Genomic DNA, 20,393 nt, shown 5'->3' on the forward strand with positions numbered 1-20,393 from the left:
AGTGAGATACTTTTGTCAAGCAAAAACTAAAAAATTATTTAAGCTTCTGACGCAGCGCCTCAAACATAACTATACCGGCAGCCATAGCCACGTTCAGCGATTCCGCACGTCCTTGCATAGGGATAAAGACGCGCTTGTCTGCTGCCGCCAGCAAAGCAGGACTCACGCCGTTGGCCTCATTGCCCATAACGAAAGCCAGACGTCCCTGCAAATCAGACTTGTACAAATTATCCGCACCGTCCAGGCAGGTAACCAGCAGCTCATAGCCGGCCTTACGTGCTGCCTGCACCAACAGCTCCTCGCTCAAACCGCTCAGCACCGGCAGGTGGAATAGCGAGCCCATGGAAGCACGCACGGTTTTCGGCGCATAAATATCAGCGCAGCCCTGCAAGAGCAGCAGGCCGCCTACGCCGGCAGCATCCGCAGTTCGCAGCATGGTACCGATATTTCCCGGGTCCGTAACCCTGTCCAGAACAAGCAGCATTTTGCCGGATGCCAGAAACTCATCCAGACGCTTGCTGCGCATTTCACACACAGCAATAATTCCCTGCGGCGTTTCGGTATCGGCAATTTTTTTCAGCACCTTGTCGCTCACACAGACGAGCTTAATCTGCTTGGCCGCAGCCTCTTCTAGCACAGCACGGGTGCGGTCATCCTCAATCGCAGTATAAAAAATGCTCTGCACGGCGCCGTAACGCACTGCTTCTTCCACAGTACGCAGGCCCTCCGCCAAGAACAGGCCCTGCTGCTGACGATATTTCTTCTGCTTCAGCTCCGCTGCAGCCTTCACCATTGGGTTTTGCAATCCGGTAAGTTCCATCTTGTTTCTCCTCTATACGTAGTCACATTACTTTTCTACTATTATACTAATATATTTAAGCCAACGTCAATCAGCCATTTATTATAATGAAAAAAGCTGTAAAAAGAACGACGCTGGTAATGATTGTCAATGAATTGAACAGGCTGGCCAGCTGTACATTTGCTCCCAGCTTCTCTACAAAAATCGGGCCGATAATCGTGCAGGGTGCCATAAACGCCAGCGCAATCACATAATTTATCTCCTGCTTGAAAGGCGCCAGATAAATAAAAGCAGCGGCGCATAAAAGCGATATTGCATAACGCACACTGAACAGCTCCTTGACATAGCCCATCGCCTTCTTATCCAGCTTAATTTCAAACATCATACCAATCATCAGCATACTCAAAAACGGGTTGCCTGTGCCTACAATCTCCGTAAACGTATACACGCTCTTAGGGAAGTGGAAGCCTGCCAGCGACAGCAGCAGCATGCTGATATAAACAACAAACGGCACCGAATGCAGCAGCTTGTCCGTAATATTCTTCATGCTGAATTTGTCCTTGCGTCCGTCCGCATAACCGATGCAGGAGGCCGTCAGCGCATAGGTCATACCTGTACACATAATCGAATTGCCCACGTCGAACATACACAGACCGACTACAGCAAAGGGCGTTAAAAAGGCCTGCGCAAACGGCAACGTAAAGCAGCCTACATTATAACCCGCAAGGCTGAAGATATAGAAAATCTTGGTAGCCGGCGTATCACCGCGTGTCAGCATCAGAGATACAAAAAGCATCATCAGATTGCCGAATAAGCCTAAAAAGACGGCAGCGATTAGCGAAAAATCCATCTCAAAATGTGCAAAGCTGTTGATTACGGCACAGGGCAGCGTAATATTCAAAACAATTTTGCTTACGACCTGATAGTCGGTCGGTGAAAAAAAGCCGCGGCGTTTGCAGATATAGCCTATAAGTATGATGAGCACAAAGGCCAGGGCTTTACTTAAAACTACTAACATAAAACTAAACCCCTCACAAATTACAAAAAAACCTGCTCCCGTGCACACACAGGAGCAGGCTCAGACCAGCGCCTACGCACCAGTCAGTATTTACTTTTCTCTTACAGAGCAGCTTTAGCAGCTTCTACCAGCTTAGCGAAAGCAGCAGAGTCATAGATAGCCATGTCAGCCATAACTTTGCGGTTCATTTCGATGCCAGCTTTAGTCAGGCCGCAGATGAAACGGCTGTAGCTCAGGCCGTTAGCACGGGTAGCAGCGTTGATACGAGCGATCCACAGACGACGGAACTCGCGTTTTTTAGCGCGACGGTCACGACGAGCATAGGACAGAGCTTTCATTACCAGCTCATTAGCTTTTTTGAATTGTTTGCTGCGGGAACCATAGTAACCTTTAGCCAGTTTCAGAATGTGTTTATGACGACGATGAGCGGTTACGCCCACTTTAACTCTTGCCATTGTTAGTATCCTCCTTTAAATCCCTTAATTATGCGTACGGGAGCATTTTTGCTACATGCTCTTTGTCAGTCTTGTGCACCAGAGCTGCTTTACGCAGGTTTCTCTTACGTGCAGGAGATTTATGTTCGAGAATGTGGCTCTTGAAGTTTTTAAAATGTTTGAATTCACCAGAAGCGGTTTTTTTGAAGCGCTTTGCAGCAGCTCTACGGGTTTTCATTTTCGGCATTGTGATTTCCTCCTCTATTATTTAGCAGGTTTTGGCGCAACAATCATAATCATGTTTTTGCCTTCTAATTTTGGAACTCTTTCTACGACGGCAATTTCTTTCAACTGCTGTGCCATACGATTCAGCAGCACCTCGCCAAGCTCAGGATGAGACAGTTCGCGGCCACGGAACATGATGGTAACTTTTACCTTATCGCCATCTTCCAGGAAACGTACTGCATTCTTATACTTAACATTGAAGTCGTGGTCCTCGATACCGGGACGCAACTTAACTTCTTTAATGTCGAAGGTCTTTTGTTTCTTACGAGCTTCTTTTTCGCGTTTTTGCTGCTCGTAACGATACTTGCCATAATCCATAATCCGGCACACAGGCGGTTTTGCTGTCGGAGCAATTTCGACTAAGTCCAGATGATTTTCTAATGCAAGCTTCAGAGCGTCACGGCTGGACATAATGCCGAGCTGTTCGCCCCCATTGGCAATAACACGCACTTCACGCGCACGAATTTCTTCGTTAATACGCAAGCTTTCCTTACTTATAACAATTCACCTCCATGAACATCAGATAAGCAATTACTGCTTATAAAATCTGTAACATATCAGATATAAGCAAAATAAAAAAGCGGGCAGAACAAATTCCACCCGCATGAATATCATATCCAACCCTGTCGAGCGTTTGCCGCAAGGTGAGAAGCGAGTGGCTTCTGCTTTGTTACTAGAATATGATAACACATAGCCCGATAAGTGTCAAGCTATTTACAGTTTTTATTTAAAAAGATTTTTGATTTTATTGAAGAAGCTCTTTTCCTCGGGGCTGATATTATCCTTGCTGATTTCACCGAAGCTGCGCAGTGCTTCCTTCTGCTTTTCGTTCAGCTTAGTCGGCACAACTACCTTAATGCGAACCAGCTGATCACCGCGCTGACCGCCGCGCAGGCTGGGAATACCCTTCCCCTTCAGGCGCAGCACCTTACCGGGCTGAGTGCCTTCGGGAACCTTAACGGTTACCTGACCATCCAGCGTAGGAACCTTGATCTCAGCGCCCAGGGTTGCCTGTACGATATTGACAGGTACCTCGCACAGAACAGTAGTGCCATCACGTTCAAAGAACTTGTGTGGCTTCACGTACAGATATACGTAAAGATCACCGCTCTGACCGCCCTTAGCACCGGCCTCACCCTCGCCGCTTACGCGCAGACGGGAGCCGTTATCTACACCTGCAGGAATTTTTACCTTCAGGCGTTTATTCTTCTTCACAGTACCCTTGCCGCGGCATTCCTTACAAGGGTTGGAAATAATCTTGCCTTCGCCGTGGCACTTGGAGCACGGACGCTCATTTACCATCTGACCGAACATGGTGTTCTGGGTGAAGCGTACATAGCCGGAGCCGTGACATTCAGGACAGGTTTCAACCTTGGAGCCGGGTTCTGCACCATCACCGTGGCAATGGTCGCAGGTTTCGTCGCGATACAGATTGATTTCCTTTTCTACGCCGAATGCTGCCTCTTCAAAGGTAATTTCCATATCAAAGCGCAAATCCGCACCGCGCTGCGGGCCCGCTTCGCGGCCGCCGCGACCGCGTCCCTGGCCGCCGAAGAACATATCGAAAATATCATCCATGCCTCCGCCGCCAAAGCCACCGAAGCCTCCGCCGAACGGATTACCGCCGGCGCCGCCGGCAGTCTGCGCCTGTTCGAAGGCATCAGGGCCAAGCTGGTCATACTGCTGGCGCTTCTGCTCATCGGAAAGGACACTGTAAGCCTCATTGGCTTCCTTGAATTTGTTCATGGCTTCTTCGTTGCCCTTATTACGGTCAGGATGATATTTCAGGGCCAGTTTACGGAATGCTTTTTTTATTTCGTCCTGGGAAGCTGTTTTGCTTACTCCCAGTACCTCATAATAATCTCTCTTAGCCAAAACAGGCGCCTCCTAAAACTTTTCTAACGAATATTATTTAAGCATATAATGCCCAGATGCATGATGGCGGTTGCCACAGCAGCTGGGCACTAATATTATATTACTTTTTTACGTCTGCATCAATAACACAGATGGTTCTTTTCACCCAACCCGAAGGCTGGTGAGAAGGTATCAGATGCTAGGCGAAACGACGACGGCGTACTTTTAGTACGTCGAGGAGTCCTAACAACGCAGACGGTGCTTTATAGACAGGATTATTTCTTGTCGTCGTCAACAACTTCAGCGTCAACAACATCGTCATCGGCTTTTTTAGCACCCTGAGCACCTGCAGCGCCTTGTGCGCCCGCAGCACCCTCTTGTGCCTGAGTTTCTTTGTAAAGCTCAGCGCTCAGCTCGTACAGCGGTTTGGTCAGAGCTTCGGTATCAGCTTTAATCTTGTCGAGATCGTCACCCTTCATGGTTTCTTTCAGGGTGTCAACTGCAGCTTTAACCTTAGCGATTAATTCGTCCTTGCCTTTGCCTTCCATGTCTTTCATGGTCTTTTCAGCCTGATAGCACATGTTGTCGGCCTGGTTGCGAACTTCTACGCCTTCCTTACGTTTCTTATCAGCTTCAGCGTTAGCTTCTGCTTCTTTAACCATTCTGTCTACTTCGTCCTTATCAAGGGTGCCGGAGGAGGTAATGGTAATCTTTTGTTCTTTACCGGTGCCAAGATCTTTAGCGCTTACGTTAACGATACCGTTAGCATCGATGTCGAAGGAAACTTCGATTTTAGGAATTCCACGCGGTGCAGCCGGGATGCCGGACAGCTCGAAGCGGCCCAGAGTTTTGTTGTCTGCAGCCATTTCACGTTCGCCTTGCAGAACATGGATATCAACGGAAGGCTGGTTATCTGCAGCGGTAGAGAATACCTGTTTCTTAGAGGTCGGGATAGTGGTGTTACGGTCGATAATCTTGGTGAATACACCGCCGAGGGTTTCAATACCCAAGGACAACGGAGTTACATCCAGCAGCAGTACGTTGCCGGTACCTTCTTCACCGGAGAGAACGCCAGCCTGGATAGCAGCACCTACTGCAACGCATTCGTCCGGGTTAACTCCTTTGTAAGGCTCTTTGCCCATGAATGCTTTGATAGCAGCCTGTACAGCCGGGATACGGGAAGAACCGCCGACCAGGATTACTTTGCTGATATCGCTTGTGGAAAGACCTGCATCGCTCATGGCCTGACGAACAGGGCCCATGGTGCGTTCAACCAGATCGGCAGTCATAGCTTCGAATTTAGCACGGGTCAGGTCCATATCCAGATGTTTCGGGCCGTCAGCACCTGCAGTAATGAACGGCAGGTTGATGTTGGTGCTCATAACGCCGGACAATTCGATTTTAGCTTTTTCAGCAGCCTCACGCAGACGTTGCATAGCCATACGGTCGGTAGAAAGGTCAATGCCTTCAGCTTTCTTGAATTCGTCAACCATCCAGTCCATGATTTTCTTATCGAAGTCATCGCCGCCCAGATGAGTATCACCGTTGGTTGCTTTTACTTCGAATACGCCGTCGCCGACATCCAGAATAGATACATCGAAGGTGCCGCCGCCGAGGTCGTATACCATGATGGTATGGTCGTCGGTTTTATCAATGCCGTATGCCAGAGAAGCAGCGGTAGGCTCGTTGACGATACGCAGAACATCGAGGCCTGCAATCTTGCCTGCGTCTTTAGTAGCCTGACGTTGGCTGTCATTGAAGTATGCCGGAACAGTGATAACTGCCTGGGATACGGTTTCGCCCAGATAAGCCTCTGCATCAGCTTTCAGTTTTTGCAGAATCATTGCGGAAATTTCTTCCGGGGAATATTTTTTGTCATCGACAGTTACTCTGTAAGAGCCTTCGCCCATGTGACGTTTGATGGAGCTGATGGTTCTGTCAGGGTTGGAAACTGCCTGACGTTTTGCCAGCTGACCAACAAGACGCTCGCCGTTTTTAGCAAAGCCTACAACAGACGGGGTTAAGCGGCTGCCTTCCTGGTTAGTGATGACGGTAGGTTCGCCGCCTTCCATAACTGCAACAACACTATTAGTAGTACCTAAGTCAATACCAATTACTTTAGCCATGATTTTTATCCTCCTGATTACTATCCTTCGGTGATGCGGCAGCTGCCGCATTTTTACCGAATCGATGTGATATATTTTTTAAATTTATTGTGAAGAGCACGCCAGCTTTATTCGTTGGTGTTTACTCTTACCTTACTGTGACGGATAACCTTGTCACCCAGCTTATAGCCTTTTTCGAAAACCATATCTACGATTTCATCATCCAGCTCCGGATTATGACCGCGCATTACAGCTTCGTGGATATTCGGGTCAAACTTGGCATTTTGAGCTTCAATTTCTTCTACCTTCAGATCCTTGAAGGCATCTTCAAACTGACGGCGGATTTTTTTCATACCGTCGACAACTGCATCCACATTATCGCCCTTTTCGACGCTTGCTTCAGCACGCTCAAAATTATCTAAAACCTTTAAGAACTTGCCAACCACATTTGCTGTTACAAAGTTGGAAAGCTGTTCCTTTTCTATATTGGTGCGACGGCGGAAGTTTTCAAAATCGGCCTGCAATCTCAATAAACGATTTTGCAGCTCTTCGATTTTGGCATCCTTCGGGTCAACCTCAGGCTCAGCGGCTTCCTCCGCATTTTTTGCATCTTCAGCTTTTTCAGCTTCTGCAGCTTCCGCAGTTTCCTGTTCGGCAGCCTTCGCTTCCGCAGCCTCCTGCTCAGCCTGTTTTTCTTTCATTTCATTATCCTGCAAGGCTCTTCCTCCTTAGTTTTATTTATTGTCGGGCTTTTGCTCGAACATCGTTTTCAAATACTTATGCAGGTAATCCATTACGGTAATTACCTTGCCGTATTCCATACGCGTCGGGCCAAGAACTGCCATCGTACCGACTATCTGACCGTTAAGACGGTAGGTTGCCTGTACCATGCTGCAATCCTGAATGCCGGTGAATTTGTTTTCACTGCCAATCGTGATCTTCAGTCCGCTGTCCTCGCCTGCCCTCAGCAAATCGCGTACTACGCGCTCCTCTTCAAGGATACCCAGAAGATTCTTCACACGCTCCACATCGCGGAATTCCGGTTGGTTAAGCAGCTGCTTGGTGCCACCCAGGAAAACCTTTTGCTGCTGGTATTTCTGACGCATCTGGCGGATGGACTGTACCAGCGATGTGAACAGCAGCTTATCATCTGCTATATTGGTATGCACCGCCTGCAGCAGGTCCTCGGTAATGTTCGCCAGCGCTCTGCCCTCCAGCAGTCTGCTGACGCGTCCTGCCATGTAGTCCAGCTCCTCCGGCCGCATTCCCAAAGGAATTTCTACCACGCAATTGGCCACATTGCCGTCATCTGTTACAATGCACAGGATGGCATGGTGCTCATCCAGAGGTAAAAACTTCATATAACGGAAGCACGCACCGGCATCACGGTTAGCCAGCACCATTGAAACATTCTTCGTCATCCGGGAAAGGATTTTAGCCGTTGACTGGAAGATTTCATCAATGCTTCTGCGTCTTTCGCTGAACCAGCCGTTAATCAGTGCTCTGTCATTATCTGTCAGAGTGCCCGGCTCAACAAGCGAGTCAACATAAAGACGATAAGCCTGAGCCGACGGTACACGTCCGGCCGAGGTGTGCGGCTGCTCCAGATAACCCAGGAGCTCCAGGTCACTCATCTCGTTACGGATGGTCGCTGGACTGAGGCCCAAATCATATTTGCGGGCAATCGTCCTTGAACCTACAGGCTCAGCAGTTGAAATATAATCCTCAATTATGAGCTGGAGAATTTTTTTCTTTCTTTCGTTTAACATATTCCCACCTCATTTGATTGTTAGCACTCTTTCATTAGGAGTGCTAACATCTTGATACTAGGATAGCACTAGCCTACTTTATTGTCAACACCTTTTTGATTTATTTTTAAGTTATCACAAAAACTTCAAATATTTGATTGCCGACCTCCATACCACGCTCTGTCAGGCGCAGTCTTTGCGTGCTTGCATCATACGCAATAAGCTTTTGTTCAAACAGCGGCGCCAGCTCGGAGGCAAAGCGCTGCAGCACATCAACGCCAAAGCGCTCGCGTGCCTCCGCCAGGCTCGCACCTTCGCTGCGGCGCAGTCCCATGAACATGAACTCCTCCAACAGCTCTGCGCAAGATAATTCTTCTACATTATATAATGCACTTGCACGTAAATCGTCACCGCCGAAGCTTTGCAGCTGCCCGATATATTCCTTTACCGTAATAAGCCCGGTACGCCGTCTTTGCCCATCAAAGCCGCAGGCAGCAGCGCCGAAGGCCATGTAGGGATGATATTCCCAGTAAACGGTATTATGGCGTGAATACTGTCCGTTTTTCGCGTAGTTGGAAATTTCGTAGCGCTCAAAGCCACGCTCGCGCAAAAAACTCTGCACCAGCTCATACATGTCCGCCGCAGTATCGTCATCAGGCAAAGTTATTCTGCCCTTGTCCACAAGGCTTGCCAACGGCGTGCCATCCTCCACAATCAGGCCGTAAACAGAAATATGCTCTATGCCCGTATCGGCCAAACGCTCCAGCGTATCCTGCAGGCTGGTAAGCGTCTGCGACGGCAGGCCGTAAATCAAATCCGCACTGATGCGTGCGAAGCCTGCTTTGCGTGCCAATGCCAACGCCTCCAGTGCCTGCTGTGCGTTGTGAATGCGTCCTATCGCCCGCAGCTCGTCATCCTGCAGCGACTGTACGCCGAAGCTGATGCGGTCAAAGCCAAGGCTGCGCAATGTCTGCAGCTTGGCTAAATCCGCCGTGCCGGGGTTCACCTCAATCGTTGCCTCGCAGGGCTGCTGCCAAAAGCCGTACTGCTTCAATGCATTCACCAGCTTAGCAATACATTCCGTAGGCAGCACGCTCGGCGTACCGCCGCCAAAGTAAATGCTGGCGTTCGCCGCCATGTTTGCCGCCTCAGCCGCACGCAGGGCGATTTCTTTGCACACAGCATCGGTATAATCACGCTTTGCCTGCTCGCCAAAGCCGGCATAAGAAGCAAAATCGCAGTACAAGCATTTCTGTACGCAAAACGGTATATGCAGATAAAGCGCCTGATATTGCTTCCATGGCCGCACATTTTTATTTTCCATCATCATTTATCCTCTCCGTATCTTGAAAAAACGCCGCCACAGAAATTACTGCAGCGACGCCTAAGCAAATTTATTTTCCCTTTTTATAGAACCATTTTTTATACGCAAAAAAGACAGCGCCCACAACCAAGATCAAAATCGTTAATCTTTGGCTATGCTCCTGGAAATTAACTACATCATGACCGATGACAACCTCCAACGCCGTAGAAGGAAATTTGCCGATAAGGTTAGCAATAATGTAATCACGCGCACTCATGCTGCTCACAGCACCCACCGCCGTCAAAATGCCTGACGGAAAATACGGCAGCGCCCTGGCGAAGGCCATCCACTCCAGGCCGTGCTTGCTGCTTGCCTCATCAATGGATTTCAGCGAGTTGCTTTTTTCAATCAGCTTCTGCGCCGTATCACGGAAGAAGAAGCGCATCAGGTAAAAGCTTATAACCACACCGGTTGTTTCAGCCAGCCAGGAAATTGTGATGCCCAGTGGCAGGCCGAAAATCAGACCGTTGGCTGTAGAAAGAAAAATCGACGGGAAAACGCTGCCGGCATTAATCAGCACATCCAGCACAAAACTGATTAAAATCGCCCACGGTCCAAAGGAGCGCAGATATTCCACCAGGCCGTTGACATTGCCGCTGATTGCCAGCGTAAAGGTTTTGTTAAAGAAATCATCGGCAAAAAAGTGAATACCTAAAAACAAGGCCACCAGCAAAAGTGCCGCCGTCACCTTAGCACAAACATCAGGATTTTTTAACCAGTCTTTTTTCATGTATTTATACCCTCTTTAAGTATTGAAAATCATATTAAAGCGTTCGCCAAACTGCATTTCCACCAGACGACGGATTTCCGCCCAGTCCTCCGGCGTACGCAGCTGCGCCTGCGCCAGTTGGCGAACCTGCGCAATTACGTCAACATCTCGCATTATATCAGCAATTCGCAAATCTGGCAAGCCATGCTGCTTTAAGCCGAAGAGCTGCCCTGCACCGCGCTGCTCCATATCTTTTTCCGCAAGATAAAAGCCGTCCTCGCTCTCATGCAGTACGTTCAAACGCGCCAGTGCCTCCGGCGAATCGGCGGCCGTCAGCAGCACGCAGTAGGACTGCTCGCTGCCGCGACCTACACGTCCGCGCAGCTGGTGCAGCTGTGCCAAGCCGAAGCGCTCCGCATTTTCAATCACCATCAGCGTAGCATTGGGCACGTTCACGCCTACCTCGATAACCGTAGTGCTCACCAGCACCTTAAGTTCGCCTGCCGCAAAGCTGCTCATAATGGCATCCTTCTCCGCACCCTTCAGCCTGCCATGCAGCAGAGCGCAGGGAATATCCTGCAGAAAATCACGCTTCAGCTCTTCGTATACTCTTTCTGCGCTATGCACAGCCAGAACATCCGATTCCTCAATCAGCGGGCAGACAACATAAGCCTGCCTTCCTGCCTGCACCTGACGTACCAGGCCGGCGTACACCTCACGGCGGCGCTCGTCCGTATAGCACAGTGTCCGCACCGGCTTGCGCTGCGGCGGACGTCCCTTCATTACGGAAATATCCAGATCGCCGTAAACAGTAAGCGCCAAGGTACGCGGAATCGGCGTTGCCGTCATTACCAGTACATCGGGAGCATTGGCCGATTTATTGGACAGACGCGCACGCTGCTCTACGCCGAAGCGGTGCTGCTCGTCCGTCACCGTCAGCGACAGATTGGCAAAGCGCACATCCTCCTCCAAAAGCGCATGCGTACCCACAACCACGTCAACAAGACCAAGCTCCAGATTCAGCAGCAGCTCACGCCTTGCCTTAGCACGCATACCGCCCGTCAGTAAAGCAATACGCACACCGTAAGGCTGCAGATATTGCTCCAGCGTTTCAAAATGCTGCGCAGCCAAAATCTCCGTAGGCACCATAATACAGCCCTGATAACCGTTTTCCACCGCCTTAGCCAACGCCAACGCACTGATAACCGTCTTGCCGCTGCCTACATCGCCCTGCAGAATGCGGTGCATAGGCTTTTTATCCTGCATATCCAGCGAAATCTCACGCCATGCCTGTTGCTGTGCCGCCGTCAGCTCAAAGGGCAGTCCCTGCATTACATCTTTAACAAGCGCACCGTCTGCAGCGTGCTTGATGCCCTCTCTGTTGTCATGGCTCTGCTGACGATAATACAGCAAGCCGCACTGCAGCAAAAACAGCTCCTCAAAAACAAAGCGCTGCTTGGCACGTCGCAACGCTTCCCAGCTTTCCGGGAAGTGAATATTTTTCAGCGCCGTATAGCGGTCGGGCAAATTGCATTGACTCACAACCTTCGCCGGCAGGCTTTCCGGCAAATCCTCTGCTGCCAAGCGCAGCGCCTCGCTTATCCAGGTACGCAGGTTCTTCTGCGTCAGGTTGCCGCTCAAAGCATACACCGGCACAATGCCCGGCGTTTTGCCCTCGTCCTGCTCCAAAGGCTGCACATCAACCTCGCTGACGGACTTCGTAGTGCGCCCCTGCCTTACGCGGCCTGTAATCTGCAGCACGGTATCCGGCTTCAGCTTCTGCGCCTTGTAGCGCTGCCCGCCGAAAAAGTACAGCGTGGCATAACCTGTTTCGTCACGCACCGTCACGGACGTATAGCTGCGACGGCTGGCACCGTAGCCGTTTTTCACCTGATAAACGGTCGCTTTAAAAATCTGCTTACTGTTGTCTACATCAAGCTCCTTAATCGTTTTGAGCTTGGTATAATCGAGATAAGCACCCTGACGCGGGTAAAATTCCAGCAAATCACCCACGCTGAAAATATTAAGAGCAGCCAGCTCAGCTGCTTTTTTTACGCCTACACCTTTTAGTGTTGTTACAGGTTCTTTCCACCACATTTATAAAAATACCCTCTTTATCTTAAAATTCCCTTGCTTTTCTGCGCTTTTTATGGTATGATACTCATGTTAAATTTGAATGTGCCTTATGTCTTATCACGTTTAAGGAGGTGGGAAACAATGGCATCTATCTGCGAAATCTGCGGTAAAGGAAAACTCGCTGGCAACAACGTCAGCCACTCCAATAGACACACCAAACGTGCTTGGAACCCGAATATTCAACAAGTAAGAGCAGTTGTTGAAGGTTCTGTTAAACGCTTGAACGTTTGCACCCGTTGCCTGCGTTCCGGTAAAGTTAACCGCGCAATCTAATCCGTTCGGATTTAAAAAGAAGCCAAATACCAATCGGTATTTGGTTTCTTTTTTTGCGCTTATTTTACTTTGCAGCCGCACTCGGGGCAGAACTTAACCAAAGAGCTGATTTTTGCGGAGCAGTTCGGGCACAAAATAAAGGCACGGTATTCAGTGAGCTTCTTTTCGAACAGCTCATAGAACTGGTTAACCTCTTTGTCCTCGCGCTTCCAGTTATAAATCTGCAGACGCTCCTTGGTGGAGTCCATGATAACCTGTACGGTTTCTTCATCCAAAGACTGCATAGCCAGCTGCATAATTTTTTTCTTGTTATGGAAGTGCAGCTGATGTGCAGCATCATCCTGTTCATCAATAGTTACACCCATCTCATTGACGCACAGCAAGGCAATATTCCAGGCTACGTCAATATCAACTTCATAAAGACGGTTATCAAAGCAACCGCCGGCACCATCTATTCTCATAGCTACCTCCTGCCAGATGTTTTTTCTTAATTATAGCACAAGCGCATATTTGCTGTAAAACAAATCGCTCGTGCCGCAGCATTATTTGTTCAGTTCCGCTGCCATTTCCCTTACAGTCTTATGCAGCAGCGGATGCTCCAGCTCCGGCGCAATATCCAGTAACGGCAGCAGCACAAAATCCCTGTTCTGCATATCGGGATGCGGCAGCGTAAGCTCCGGTGTCTGCATTACGACATTTTCGTAAAGCAGCAAATCCAGATCAATATTGCGCTCGCCCCAATGACGCAGGCGCACACGTCCCATCGCCAGCTCCGTTGCCAAAAGTGTACGCAAAAGCGCCACAGGCTCCAAATTAGTGCGCACCTTGCACACAGCATTCAAAAACTGCGGCTGGTCCGTCACACCGTAAGGCTCCGTAGCAAAATAGCCGGAAACCTGCAGTACATCCACGCCCTGCTGCATCAGCAGCATCAGCGCGCGCTGTAAATTCTTTTTCTTATCGCCCAGGTTACTGCCCAAGGCAACATATGCAATAGCCATCTCAGACTCCTGTTCTTTTGATGTGATATGATATTCCAGCAATTATCTATCGCGTTACAGCGAAAAATTTCTTAACGGCAATTTCGCGCGGAACAAAGACGAAATTGCAATAAACTCGCGCTATGCGTAGCATTTTTCTACACAAGTCAGCTTAGCGCTCAAACAGTATTGCAATTTCTTTTGTTCCAAGCACTTATTTCCTAAAATTTTTATGCTTCCACCGCGATAAATAATTGCTTATGTCACTATTCCGTCGCAGCGTGACAGATAATTGCTAAAACAATTCTTTCTAAGCTAACCTACTCCGCACTGCCGCGCAAAATAGCCTCTAGTGTGCGAATCGCCCGCACGTTCTCCTCAACATCATGCACGCGCACCATCTGTGCCCCTGCGTAAATTGCCTGCAGACTCGTCGCAATCGTTCCCTCCAAACGCTGCTCTGCCGGTACACCGCCCAGCACAGCACCAAGCGTACTCTTGCGCGACGCCGCCAGCAGCACAGGATAACCAAAGCTCGTCAAAGCCTTCAGGTCACGCATCAACAGCAAATTCTGCTCCACATTCTTGGCAAAGCCGATACCCGGATCCAGAATAATCTTATCCGCACTCACACCACGCTCACGCAAAAGCTGCGCTCTCTGCGCCAGATAAACGGCAACCTCCTGCACAACATCCTTGTACTCGCAGTTCTGCTGCATATTCTTCGGCGTACCGCGCATATGCATAAGAATAATCGGCGCTTTAGTTGCCACAACCACGTCAGCCATGCGCGGGTCAGCCTCCATCGCACTGATATCGTTGATAATATCAGCACCCGCAGCAATAGCTGCCTCCGCCGTATCCGCACGATAGGTATCAATAGAAATAACAGCATCGGGATAAGCCTTGCGCAAAGCAGCAATCGCCGGAACTACGCGGCGGCGCTCCTCCTCCCCATCAACGCTGTCGCTGCCCGGACGGGCAGACTCACCGCCGATATCCAGCACACCGGCACCCGCAGCAAGCATTCTGCCTGCACGCTCCACCAGCTCCTCCATAGCAGGAACACGGCTGCCCTCATAAAAGGAATCGGGCGTAACGTTCAGAATACCCATCACGCACATCTTCTCATAGGTCAGCACTCTGCCGTCAGCCAGAGTAGTGCACAGCTTTTGCGGTGTCAGCGCCATCTCCAAATCAATAGCAGCCTGCGGAATGCCAAAGTACGGCATCTGTGCCAGCTTCTTCAAAAGCACCTTATAATGCTTCAGCGTACCCAAAAGCAGGATATCAACATACTTCGCAGCACAGGTAACAGCACCCACCGGTGTTACGGCGTCGCCGCCCACCGCCAGCATCTCCTGCTTGATAATATTCGCTGCCGGCGTACGCACACCAAGCAGCTTGAACGGAATAATCTCCGCCTTATGCGCAAAAATAGGCAGACTGTCGGCATGAGCGCCGATACTTGCCAGCGCTGCCTCCAAGCCTTCACGGTTAACCTTTAATAACATTCATTCTCACCTTTTTCCACAACAGCAAAAGCGTTATGATTATGGATGCTTTCCATGCTCTCCACCTCTGCACGATACCAGGTAATACGCTTATCCGCCTCCAGACGCAAAGCAACCTCACGCACAGCATCCTCTACAAAACGCGGATTTTCATAAGCATGCTCCGTAACATATTTTTCATCGGGGCGCTTCAAAAGACCGTAAAGCGGCGTGCTTGCGGAAGCCTCGGCATATTCCACCAGCTCCTCCAGCCACACCATTTCCTGCGCCTCAACCTCCAGCTTCGCCCAGGCGCGCTGATTATGCGCACCGTATTCGCTGATTTCCTTGGAGCAGGGGCACAGCGTCTGCACCGGCACAACAGCTGTAATGCGCCAACGCAGCTTCTCGCCCTTCTCGGCCTTATACACGCAATCGATATCCATCGGCGCTTCCATACCGCTCACAGGAGCCTTCTTCGTTACAAAATACGGGAATTTCAGCTCGATAAAAGCTCTTTCAGCCTGCAGATGCTGCTTCAGCTGGTCTAAAATTGCCTCCACATCAGCAAGGCCCACAGGACCAAGAGTACGCAGACACTCCACAAAACGGCTCATGTGCGTACCGCGCATATCATGCGGCAAATCAACCGCCAGTGTTACCTCTGCTACGCTGTGCTGCGTACCGCGTGCTTTATCGCGCAGCTCAATCGGCCAGCGCAGGCCCTTTATTCCCACATGCTTCAAAGAAATATTGCGTAAATCCTTTTCGCTTTGTACATCCTTCACGTCATTCACCTCTGTACACGCAGCCACTGGTGCGAGTTTCCCAAACTTCTACTTCATATAAATGATAATGGTCGCTCTTAAGCAGCTCAACCAGCTTATTCCAAACCCAGACGCTGATATTTTCCGCAGAAGGCACCGGCAGAATATCATTCAGGCAGGCGTGGTCCAAATGTGCCAGCACCTCTTCCTTCACCAGATTCTTCAACTTGATAAAATCAATAACCATACCCTCGTGGTCGGGAGTGCCCTCTACCTTTACCACCAGCTTATAGGTATGACCGTGCAAATGCTCGCACTTGCCGTTATACGCAGGCAGATAATGCGCAGCGTCAAAATCAAATTCCTTAATAATTATCATTTATATTCTCCTCCATAAAGGGTTAAATCAGCAAAGCCGTTTTGGCGCAGTGCCTCATAAGCCACAATCGCCACGGAATTGGACAAATTCAAAGAGCGTGCATCCTCAATCATCGGAATACGGATGCAGCTTTCGGGATATTCGTGCAGCAAGGTTTCCGGCAGGCCGGCAGTTTCCTTGCCGAAAATCAGCAGGCTGTCCTGAGCATACTGAACATCGGCATAAGAGCTGTGTGCCTTCGTCGTCAGGAAATACTTAGGATTATCCTTATATTTTTCCAGCACCTCATAAACGCTGTCATAATAATGGATATCAACAAGATGCCAATAATCCAGACCCGCACGCTTCAAATATTTATCCTCCACGGAAAAACCAAGCGGACGGACCAAATGCAGGTGGCAGCCGGTTGCTGCGCACAGACGTGCAATATTACCGGTATTGCCGGGAATTTCCGGTTCAACTAAAACTATATGCATTTTACTGAATGCCTCCTCAGCTGACTGCTGCACAGTCGTTAATTTATTTTTTCTCCTGCAGTATTTCAGAAACTCTCTGCTTCATACTGCGTTTCTTTTTATTCTTTTCCTTAACCGGTTCAGCCGGTGCCGGCTTAATCTCCGGCTCAACAGGCTGCTGTGCCAGGATTTTCTGATAGGTGGCCATAATCTTTTCGCAATACAGCGAGCCCATCGCCCAGGTACCGTTCAAACCGTACCAGGTGTTGACAACACCGCGCTCCAGGCGGATATTATGCGCCAGATCATAGCGCGGATCGACAATATCCGTTGAAGGACGCTTCGTCTGCGTGTAAGCCAGCAGATGCTGGATGTGCGCACGCACTCCCAGCTGCGGCGTAGCAAAGGACGCACCGCGCACACCGCCGCCGATAGTACCAAGACCGCAGAAATTGTTCTGATGATGCAGCACATCACCGCCATAACGGTAAGCACCGGTTTCAACCAACGATTGCGCCAGGGCAAGATCGGGACGCACGTTTTCACGCTTAGCCTCCTGCCAGTACAGCTCAACCAGCTCCTCTACCGGGCAGGCTAGCTTCACAGCAGGGTTAGCCGCCAAAATATAGGCAACAGCCTGCGCCTTGCTGGCAATCGCCTCACCGTAAATAGCGATATTACGGTAATCATCCGGTAGCTGAGTACCGGAAAAATAGAACTTGCCGTCCTTCTCCTGCAGCAGCGACGGACGCGGAGCGGCAGGAACATTTATCGTACCGGCAGGCGGTTTAGCCACCGGTTTGGTAGATACTACAATTTTATCCTTTTCCTGAGTTATTTGGACAGCGCGCTGCTTTTTGTTGAGCAGCTTCTTATCCTTTTTATCAGCGATAATCGTCTGCTTGGAGGCCGGTGCTTCATCAGCGACCTCGCGCACGGTTGCCGCACACACGCCGGCATAGAGCGACAGACCCAGCAGAACACACGCAAAAGTAATTTTTTTATATTTCATAGCGCATTACTCCTATATATATCACGCTATCAATTTTACCGCACTTGAGGCAAAATTGTAAAGTTTTTCCCACCCCTGCAGTGAGGAATTCACAAAAAAGTAGATTTAAGCTATAATATTTATAAGATAACATCCAAGCGCTATCTTATTTAACATCAAGTAGCAATCAGCTTGTTAAATTAAGGAGGGAAAATTATGTCCGCAAAATTCCATTTCATCAACCATGCCTGCTTTATGCTGGAAAAAAATAATTCCGCTATTATCTTCGACCCGTATCTGGACGATAATTCGGAAGGACTCACCGCCAAAGACATTAAGGTTGATTATATTTTCGTCAGCCACGGTCACTTCGACCATTTGGGCAGTGCCTTTGAAATCGCCAAAAATTGTGACGCTACCATCATCTCTACTGCTGAAATCTGCGGTCTGGCGCAGGAAGCCGGCTGCAAAGCGCACGCTATGCATCTTGGCGGCACCTTTAAGTTTCCCTTCGGCAAGGTACGCCTGACGCTGGCCTTCCACGGCAGCGGCGTTCCCGGCGGTCACGCCTGCGGCATCGTCATTGATTTCTACGGCACTAAGCTGTACTTCGCCGGTGACACCGCACTGTTTAGCGATATGCAGCTGCTGCCCAAGCTCGACGCCTTTGAATACGCAGTGCTTCCTATCGGCGGCAACTTCACTATGGACCCCAATGATGCACTTATCGCCTGCAAGCTGCTGCAGGCAAAATACGTTATCCCCGTACATTACAACACCTGGCCGCCCATCGCTCAGGACGTTGAAGCCTTCAAGGCCGCCGTTGAGGACGAAACCGACAGCAAGGTGCTCATTGTAAAACCGGGCAACACTATTGATATCGACTAAAATTTAAAACTTCAAAAACTTACGCCACGAAGCGTTCTTATTCACGTCGCAGTTGCCGCAATTGTTGCACTGCGACGTTGTTTTTTCTCCGAAATATTCCAGCAGTACCTTGCGCAGGCACATGGATGTATTGCAATAATTGGTCATTTTACTCAGCAGCTGCAGCTCGTGCTCCTTCCAGGTCAGATCCGGCTGATCGTGGCCGATAAGATAGGTGTTGACCGCAATATCCGCCTTATCGTAAAGCAGCAGACATTCCGCAGGCAGGCCGTCACGCCCTGCGCGTCCTGCCTCCTGATAGTAGCTTTCGATATCCTTGGGCATATTATAATGCACCACAAAGCGTACATCCGGCTTATCAATGCCCATACCGAAGGCATTTGTTGCCACAATCAGCGGCACGCTGCCGCCTACAAAAGCATTCTGATTCTCACGCCGCTCCTCCGGCGTCAATCCCGCGTGATAGCGCAAGGCACTGAAGCCCTGACGCCGCAAAAGCTGCGTCACGCTTTCCACCTTGTTGCGCGTAGCACAGTAAACTACGCCGCAATCCTTTTTATGCTTGCGCATAAACTCCAACAGCGAGCGCTCCTTATCCTGCGTGCGCTGCACGGCAAAATGCAGATTAGGCCTGTCAAAGCCCGTCACCACAATTTTTGCCTCCGGAATGCCTAGGCGTTTGATAATATCACGGCGTACATCCGGTGTAGCCGTAGCAGTAAAGGCTGCCACCAGCGGCTTCGTCGGCAAGGCCTGAATAAAATCGGGGATATTATAATATTCCTTACGAAAGCTGTGTCCCCACTGCGATACGCAGTGCGCCTCGTCCACCGCCACCATCGTAATATAAGCCTGGCGGGCGAAATCAATAAACTGCTGGTTGACCAATCGCTCCGGTGCCACATACAAAAACTTGCACTGCTTGTTGAGCGCAGCATGCAGCACTCTGCCGTACTCGTTGCTGCTCATGCTGCTGTCCAGATAAGCTGCCGGAATACCGCGAGCCGTCAGTGCCTCCGCCTGGTCCTTCATCAGCGATATCAGCGGCGAAATGACCAGCGTCACGCCCTTCAGCAGCAGCGAAGGCAGCTGAAAGCAAATACTCTTGCCTGCACCCGTAGGCAGCACTGCCAGCACAGGCTGTCCGTGTAATATTTCACTTATAATTTCTTCCTGCCCTGTGCGAAAGCTGCTGTAGCCATAAAAATGCTGCAGCGCGCGGTGCAGAAAATCACTGTCTATAATACGTGCCATAAAGCTCCCTTGCTTCGAATAATTGATATTGTAAAAAGTATAGCATATAAGCACTTTTATGTAAAATAACTTTCGTTTTTTCTATAATCGGCTAATAAAAAACAGGTACAGCCTAAGCTGTACCTGAATTTGTTACTTCAAGCGTCTAATTAGTGTTTACGTGCGTTGAAGCATTCGCGGCAGTAAACCGGACGATCGCTGGGTTTGAACGGTACCATGGTCTCTTTACCGCATTCAGCGCAAACTGCGGGGAACATTTCGCGTTGCGGACGGTCGTTTTGTACGCCCATGCGTTGTTTGCGAGCTTGACGGCAAGCCGGGCAACGGCGCGGTTCGTTAGTGAAGCCCTTTTCTGCGTAGAACTCTTGCTCGGAAGCGGTGAATACGAATTCGTTGCCGCACTCGCAGCAGGTTAAAGTCTTGTCTTCTTTCATTGTTTAATCACTCCTAATCATAGATAGA

At 49.7% G+C, this 20,393-nt stretch carries 23 protein-coding genes and 1 other annotated feature; of the genes, 2 read left to right on the forward strand and 21 right to left on the reverse strand.

Annotated elements, in window-relative coordinates:
- Nucleotides 1-34 precede the first annotated feature (34 nt).
- The 12 genes from M5E81_RS07590 to recG form a co-directional block, all read right to left on the reverse strand.
- Complete coding sequence (locus M5E81_RS07590) at nt 35-820, reverse strand: TrmH family RNA methyltransferase (RefSeq protein ID WP_249747194.1); 786 nt, start codon at nt 818-820, stop codon at nt 35-37.
- Between the two features lie 70 nt (nt 821-890).
- Entirely contained in the window at nt 891-1,817 is a 927-nt protein-coding gene (locus tag M5E81_RS07595; RefSeq protein WP_249747195.1) for an AEC family transporter, read from the reverse strand.
- Between the two features lie 101 nt (nt 1,818-1,918).
- Nucleotides 1,919-2,272, reverse strand: coding sequence for a 50S ribosomal protein L20 (gene rplT, locus M5E81_RS07600; protein ID WP_210684724.1), 354 nt, complete (start codon nt 2,270-2,272; stop codon nt 1,919-1,921).
- A 28-nt stretch (nt 2,273-2,300) separates the two neighbouring features.
- Nucleotides 2,301-2,498 carry a 50S ribosomal protein L35 gene (rpmI, locus tag M5E81_RS07605; RefSeq protein ID WP_009145115.1) on the reverse strand — a complete coding sequence of 66 codons (198 nt, stop codon included), beginning with the start codon at nt 2,496-2,498 and terminating at the stop codon, nt 2,301-2,303.
- 17 nt (nt 2,499-2,515) lie between these two features.
- The gene (gene infC, locus M5E81_RS07610; RefSeq protein ID WP_009145116.1) at nt 2,516-3,019 is read right to left on the reverse strand and encodes a translation initiation factor IF-3; all 504 of its coding nucleotides are present in this window, start codon (nt 3,017-3,019) and stop codon (nt 2,516-2,518) included.
- Between the two features lie 83 nt (nt 3,020-3,102).
- Nucleotides 3,103-3,210 (reverse strand) — a sequence feature (ribosomal protein L20 leader region).
- Nucleotides 3,211-3,259: 49 nt separating this feature from the next.
- A complete protein-coding gene (gene dnaJ / locus M5E81_RS07615) occupies nt 3,260-4,411 on the reverse strand; it encodes a molecular chaperone DnaJ (protein WP_009145117.1) in 1,152 nt (383 codons plus the stop codon).
- 254 nt (nt 4,412-4,665) lie between these two features.
- Nucleotides 4,666-6,516, reverse strand: a complete 1,851-nt coding sequence (gene dnaK / locus M5E81_RS07620; RefSeq protein ID WP_249747196.1) for a molecular chaperone DnaK — start codon at nt 6,514-6,516, stop codon at nt 4,666-4,668.
- Nucleotides 6,517-6,623: 107 nt separating this feature from the next.
- Nucleotides 6,624-7,211, reverse strand: a complete 588-nt coding sequence (gene grpE / locus M5E81_RS07625) for a nucleotide exchange factor GrpE (protein WP_249747197.1) — start codon at nt 7,209-7,211, stop codon at nt 6,624-6,626.
- 18 nt (nt 7,212-7,229) lie between these two features.
- On the reverse strand, nt 7,230-8,264 hold the full coding sequence (gene hrcA / locus M5E81_RS07630) for a heat-inducible transcriptional repressor HrcA (protein WP_009145120.1): 1,035 nt from the start codon (nt 8,262-8,264) through the stop codon (nt 7,230-7,232).
- A 106-nt stretch (nt 8,265-8,370) separates the two neighbouring features.
- Nucleotides 8,371-9,573, reverse strand: a complete 1,203-nt coding sequence (gene hemW / locus M5E81_RS07635) for a radical SAM family heme chaperone HemW (RefSeq protein WP_249747198.1) — start codon at nt 9,571-9,573, stop codon at nt 8,371-8,373.
- Nucleotides 9,574-9,637: 64 nt separating this feature from the next.
- Nucleotides 9,638-10,336 carry a TVP38/TMEM64 family protein gene (locus M5E81_RS07640; RefSeq protein ID WP_009145122.1) on the reverse strand — a complete coding sequence of 233 codons (699 nt, stop codon included), beginning with the start codon at nt 10,334-10,336 and terminating at the stop codon, nt 9,638-9,640.
- 15 nt (nt 10,337-10,351) lie between these two features.
- The gene (recG, locus tag M5E81_RS07645; RefSeq protein ID WP_249747199.1) at nt 10,352-12,412 is read right to left on the reverse strand and encodes an ATP-dependent DNA helicase RecG; all 2,061 of its coding nucleotides are present in this window, start codon (nt 12,410-12,412) and stop codon (nt 10,352-10,354) included.
- Nucleotides 12,413-12,532: 120 nt separating this feature from the next.
- On the opposite strand from recG, the gene rpmB reads away from it, so the two are divergent.
- The gene (gene rpmB, locus M5E81_RS07650; RefSeq protein WP_021719311.1) at nt 12,533-12,724 is read left to right on the forward strand and encodes a 50S ribosomal protein L28; all 192 of its coding nucleotides are present in this window, start codon (nt 12,533-12,535) and stop codon (nt 12,722-12,724) included.
- Between the two features lie 59 nt (nt 12,725-12,783).
- On the opposite strand, the gene M5E81_RS07655 is transcribed toward rpmB, so the two are convergent.
- The 7 genes from M5E81_RS07655 to M5E81_RS07685 all read right to left on the reverse strand — a co-directional run bounded on the left by M5E81_RS07655 (nt 12,784) and on the right by M5E81_RS07685 (nt 17,810).
- On the reverse strand, nt 12,784-13,185 hold the full coding sequence (locus M5E81_RS07655; RefSeq protein ID WP_009145124.1) for a zinc ribbon domain-containing protein: 402 nt from the start codon (nt 13,183-13,185) through the stop codon (nt 12,784-12,786).
- Nucleotides 13,186-13,266: 81 nt separating this feature from the next.
- Nucleotides 13,267-13,725, reverse strand: coding sequence for a 2-amino-4-hydroxy-6-hydroxymethyldihydropteridine diphosphokinase (folK, locus tag M5E81_RS07660; RefSeq protein ID WP_009145125.1), 459 nt, complete (start codon nt 13,723-13,725; stop codon nt 13,267-13,269).
- 299 nt (nt 13,726-14,024) lie between these two features.
- Nucleotides 14,025-15,218, reverse strand: a complete 1,194-nt coding sequence (folP, locus tag M5E81_RS07665; RefSeq protein WP_249747200.1) for a dihydropteroate synthase — start codon at nt 15,216-15,218, stop codon at nt 14,025-14,027.
- Entirely contained in the window at nt 15,209-15,985 is a 777-nt protein-coding gene (folE2, locus tag M5E81_RS07670; RefSeq protein WP_249747201.1) for a GTP cyclohydrolase FolE2, read from the reverse strand. The genes folP and folE2 overlap by 10 nt, the downstream gene beginning before the upstream one ends.
- Nucleotide 15,986: 1 nt before the next feature.
- Nucleotides 15,987-16,343, reverse strand: coding sequence for a 6-carboxytetrahydropterin synthase QueD (gene queD / locus M5E81_RS07675; protein ID WP_009145128.1), 357 nt, complete (start codon nt 16,341-16,343; stop codon nt 15,987-15,989).
- On the reverse strand, nt 16,340-16,819 hold the full coding sequence (gene trmL, locus M5E81_RS07680; protein WP_040564986.1) for a tRNA (uridine(34)/cytosine(34)/5-carboxymethylaminomethyluridine(34)-2'-O)-methyltransferase TrmL: 480 nt from the start codon (nt 16,817-16,819) through the stop codon (nt 16,340-16,342). The genes queD and trmL overlap by 4 nt, the downstream gene beginning before the upstream one ends.
- A gap of 43 nt (nt 16,820-16,862) precedes the next feature.
- Nucleotides 16,863-17,810, reverse strand: coding sequence for a glucosaminidase domain-containing protein (locus M5E81_RS07685; protein ID WP_009145130.1), 948 nt, complete (start codon nt 17,808-17,810; stop codon nt 16,863-16,865).
- 195 nt (nt 17,811-18,005) lie between these two features.
- Here M5E81_RS07685 and M5E81_RS07690 point away from each other — a divergent pair, with 195 nt between their 5' ends.
- The gene (locus M5E81_RS07690; protein WP_249747202.1) at nt 18,006-18,677 is read left to right on the forward strand and encodes a metal-dependent hydrolase; all 672 of its coding nucleotides are present in this window, start codon (nt 18,006-18,008) and stop codon (nt 18,675-18,677) included.
- Between the two features lie 3 nt (nt 18,678-18,680).
- Here the strand turns inward: M5E81_RS07690 and M5E81_RS07695 are convergent, their stop codons facing one another.
- On the reverse strand, nt 18,681-19,931 hold the full coding sequence (locus M5E81_RS07695; protein WP_009145132.1) for a RecQ family ATP-dependent DNA helicase: 1,251 nt from the start codon (nt 19,929-19,931) through the stop codon (nt 18,681-18,683).
- A gap of 149 nt (nt 19,932-20,080) precedes the next feature.
- Nucleotides 20,081-20,365 (reverse strand): zinc-ribbon domain containing protein, encoded by a 285-nt coding sequence (locus M5E81_RS07700; protein ID WP_009145133.1) that lies wholly within the window; start codon nt 20,363-20,365, stop codon nt 20,081-20,083.
- Between the last annotated feature and the right edge of the window lie 28 nt (nt 20,366-20,393).

Origin of the sequence: Phascolarctobacterium succinatutens (genome assembly GCF_023497905.1) — a bacterium.
Classification (GTDB): Bacteria; Bacillota; Negativicutes; order Acidaminococcales; family Acidaminococcaceae; genus Phascolarctobacterium_A; species Phascolarctobacterium_A succinatutens.

Coding starts and splice junctions, on each gene's coding strand:
- M5E81_RS07590 (WP_249747194.1), bottom strand. CDS start 820: ATGGAACTTACCGGATTGCAAAACCCAATGGTGAAGGCTGCAGCGGAG.
- M5E81_RS07595 (WP_249747195.1), bottom strand. CDS start 1,817: ATGTTAGTAGTTTTAAGTAAAGCCCTGGCCTTTGTGCTCATCATACTT.
- rplT (WP_210684724.1), bottom strand. CDS start 2,272: ATGGCAAGAGTTAAAGTGGGCGTAACCGCTCATCGTCGTCATAAACAC.
- rpmI (WP_009145115.1), bottom strand. CDS start 2,498: ATGCCGAAAATGAAAACCCGTAGAGCTGCTGCAAAGCGCTTCAAAAAA.
- dnaK (WP_249747196.1), bottom strand. CDS start 6,516: ATGGCTAAAGTAATTGGTATTGACTTAGGTACTACTAATAGTGTTGTT.
- hrcA (WP_009145120.1), bottom strand. CDS start 8,264: ATGTTAAACGAAAGAAAGAAAAAAATTCTCCAGCTCATAATTGAGGAT.
- hemW (WP_249747198.1), bottom strand. CDS start 9,573: ATGATGATGGAAAATAAAAATGTGCGGCCATGGAAGCAATATCAGGCG.
- M5E81_RS07640 (WP_009145122.1), bottom strand. CDS start 10,336: ATGAAAAAAGACTGGTTAAAAAATCCTGATGTTTGTGCTAAGGTGACG.
- recG (WP_249747199.1), bottom strand. CDS start 12,412: ATGTGGTGGAAAGAACCTGTAACAACACTAAAAGGTGTAGGCGTAAAA.
- rpmB (WP_021719311.1), top strand. CDS start 12,533: ATGGCATCTATCTGCGAAATCTGCGGTAAAGGAAAACTCGCTGGCAAC.
- M5E81_RS07655 (WP_009145124.1), bottom strand. CDS start 13,185: ATGAGAATAGATGGTGCCGGCGGTTGCTTTGATAACCGTCTTTATGAA.
- folK (WP_009145125.1), bottom strand. CDS start 13,725: ATGGCTATTGCATATGTTGCCTTGGGCAGTAACCTGGGCGATAAGAAA.
- folP (WP_249747200.1), bottom strand. CDS start 15,218: ATGTTATTAAAGGTTAACCGTGAAGGCTTGGAGGCAGCGCTGGCAAGT.
- queD (WP_009145128.1), bottom strand. CDS start 16,343: ATGATAATTATTAAGGAATTTGATTTTGACGCTGCGCATTATCTGCCT.
- trmL (WP_040564986.1), bottom strand. CDS start 16,819: ATGCATATAGTTTTAGTTGAACCGGAAATTCCCGGCAATACCGGTAAT.
- M5E81_RS07685 (WP_009145130.1), bottom strand. CDS start 17,810: ATGAAATATAAAAAAATTACTTTTGCGTGTGTTCTGCTGGGTCTGTCG.
- M5E81_RS07690 (WP_249747202.1), top strand. CDS start 18,006: ATGTCCGCAAAATTCCATTTCATCAACCATGCCTGCTTTATGCTGGAA.
- M5E81_RS07695 (WP_009145132.1), bottom strand. CDS start 19,931: ATGGCACGTATTATAGACAGTGATTTTCTGCACCGCGCGCTGCAGCAT.
- M5E81_RS07700 (WP_009145133.1), bottom strand. CDS start 20,365: ATGAAAGAAGACAAGACTTTAACCTGCTGCGAGTGCGGCAACGAATTC.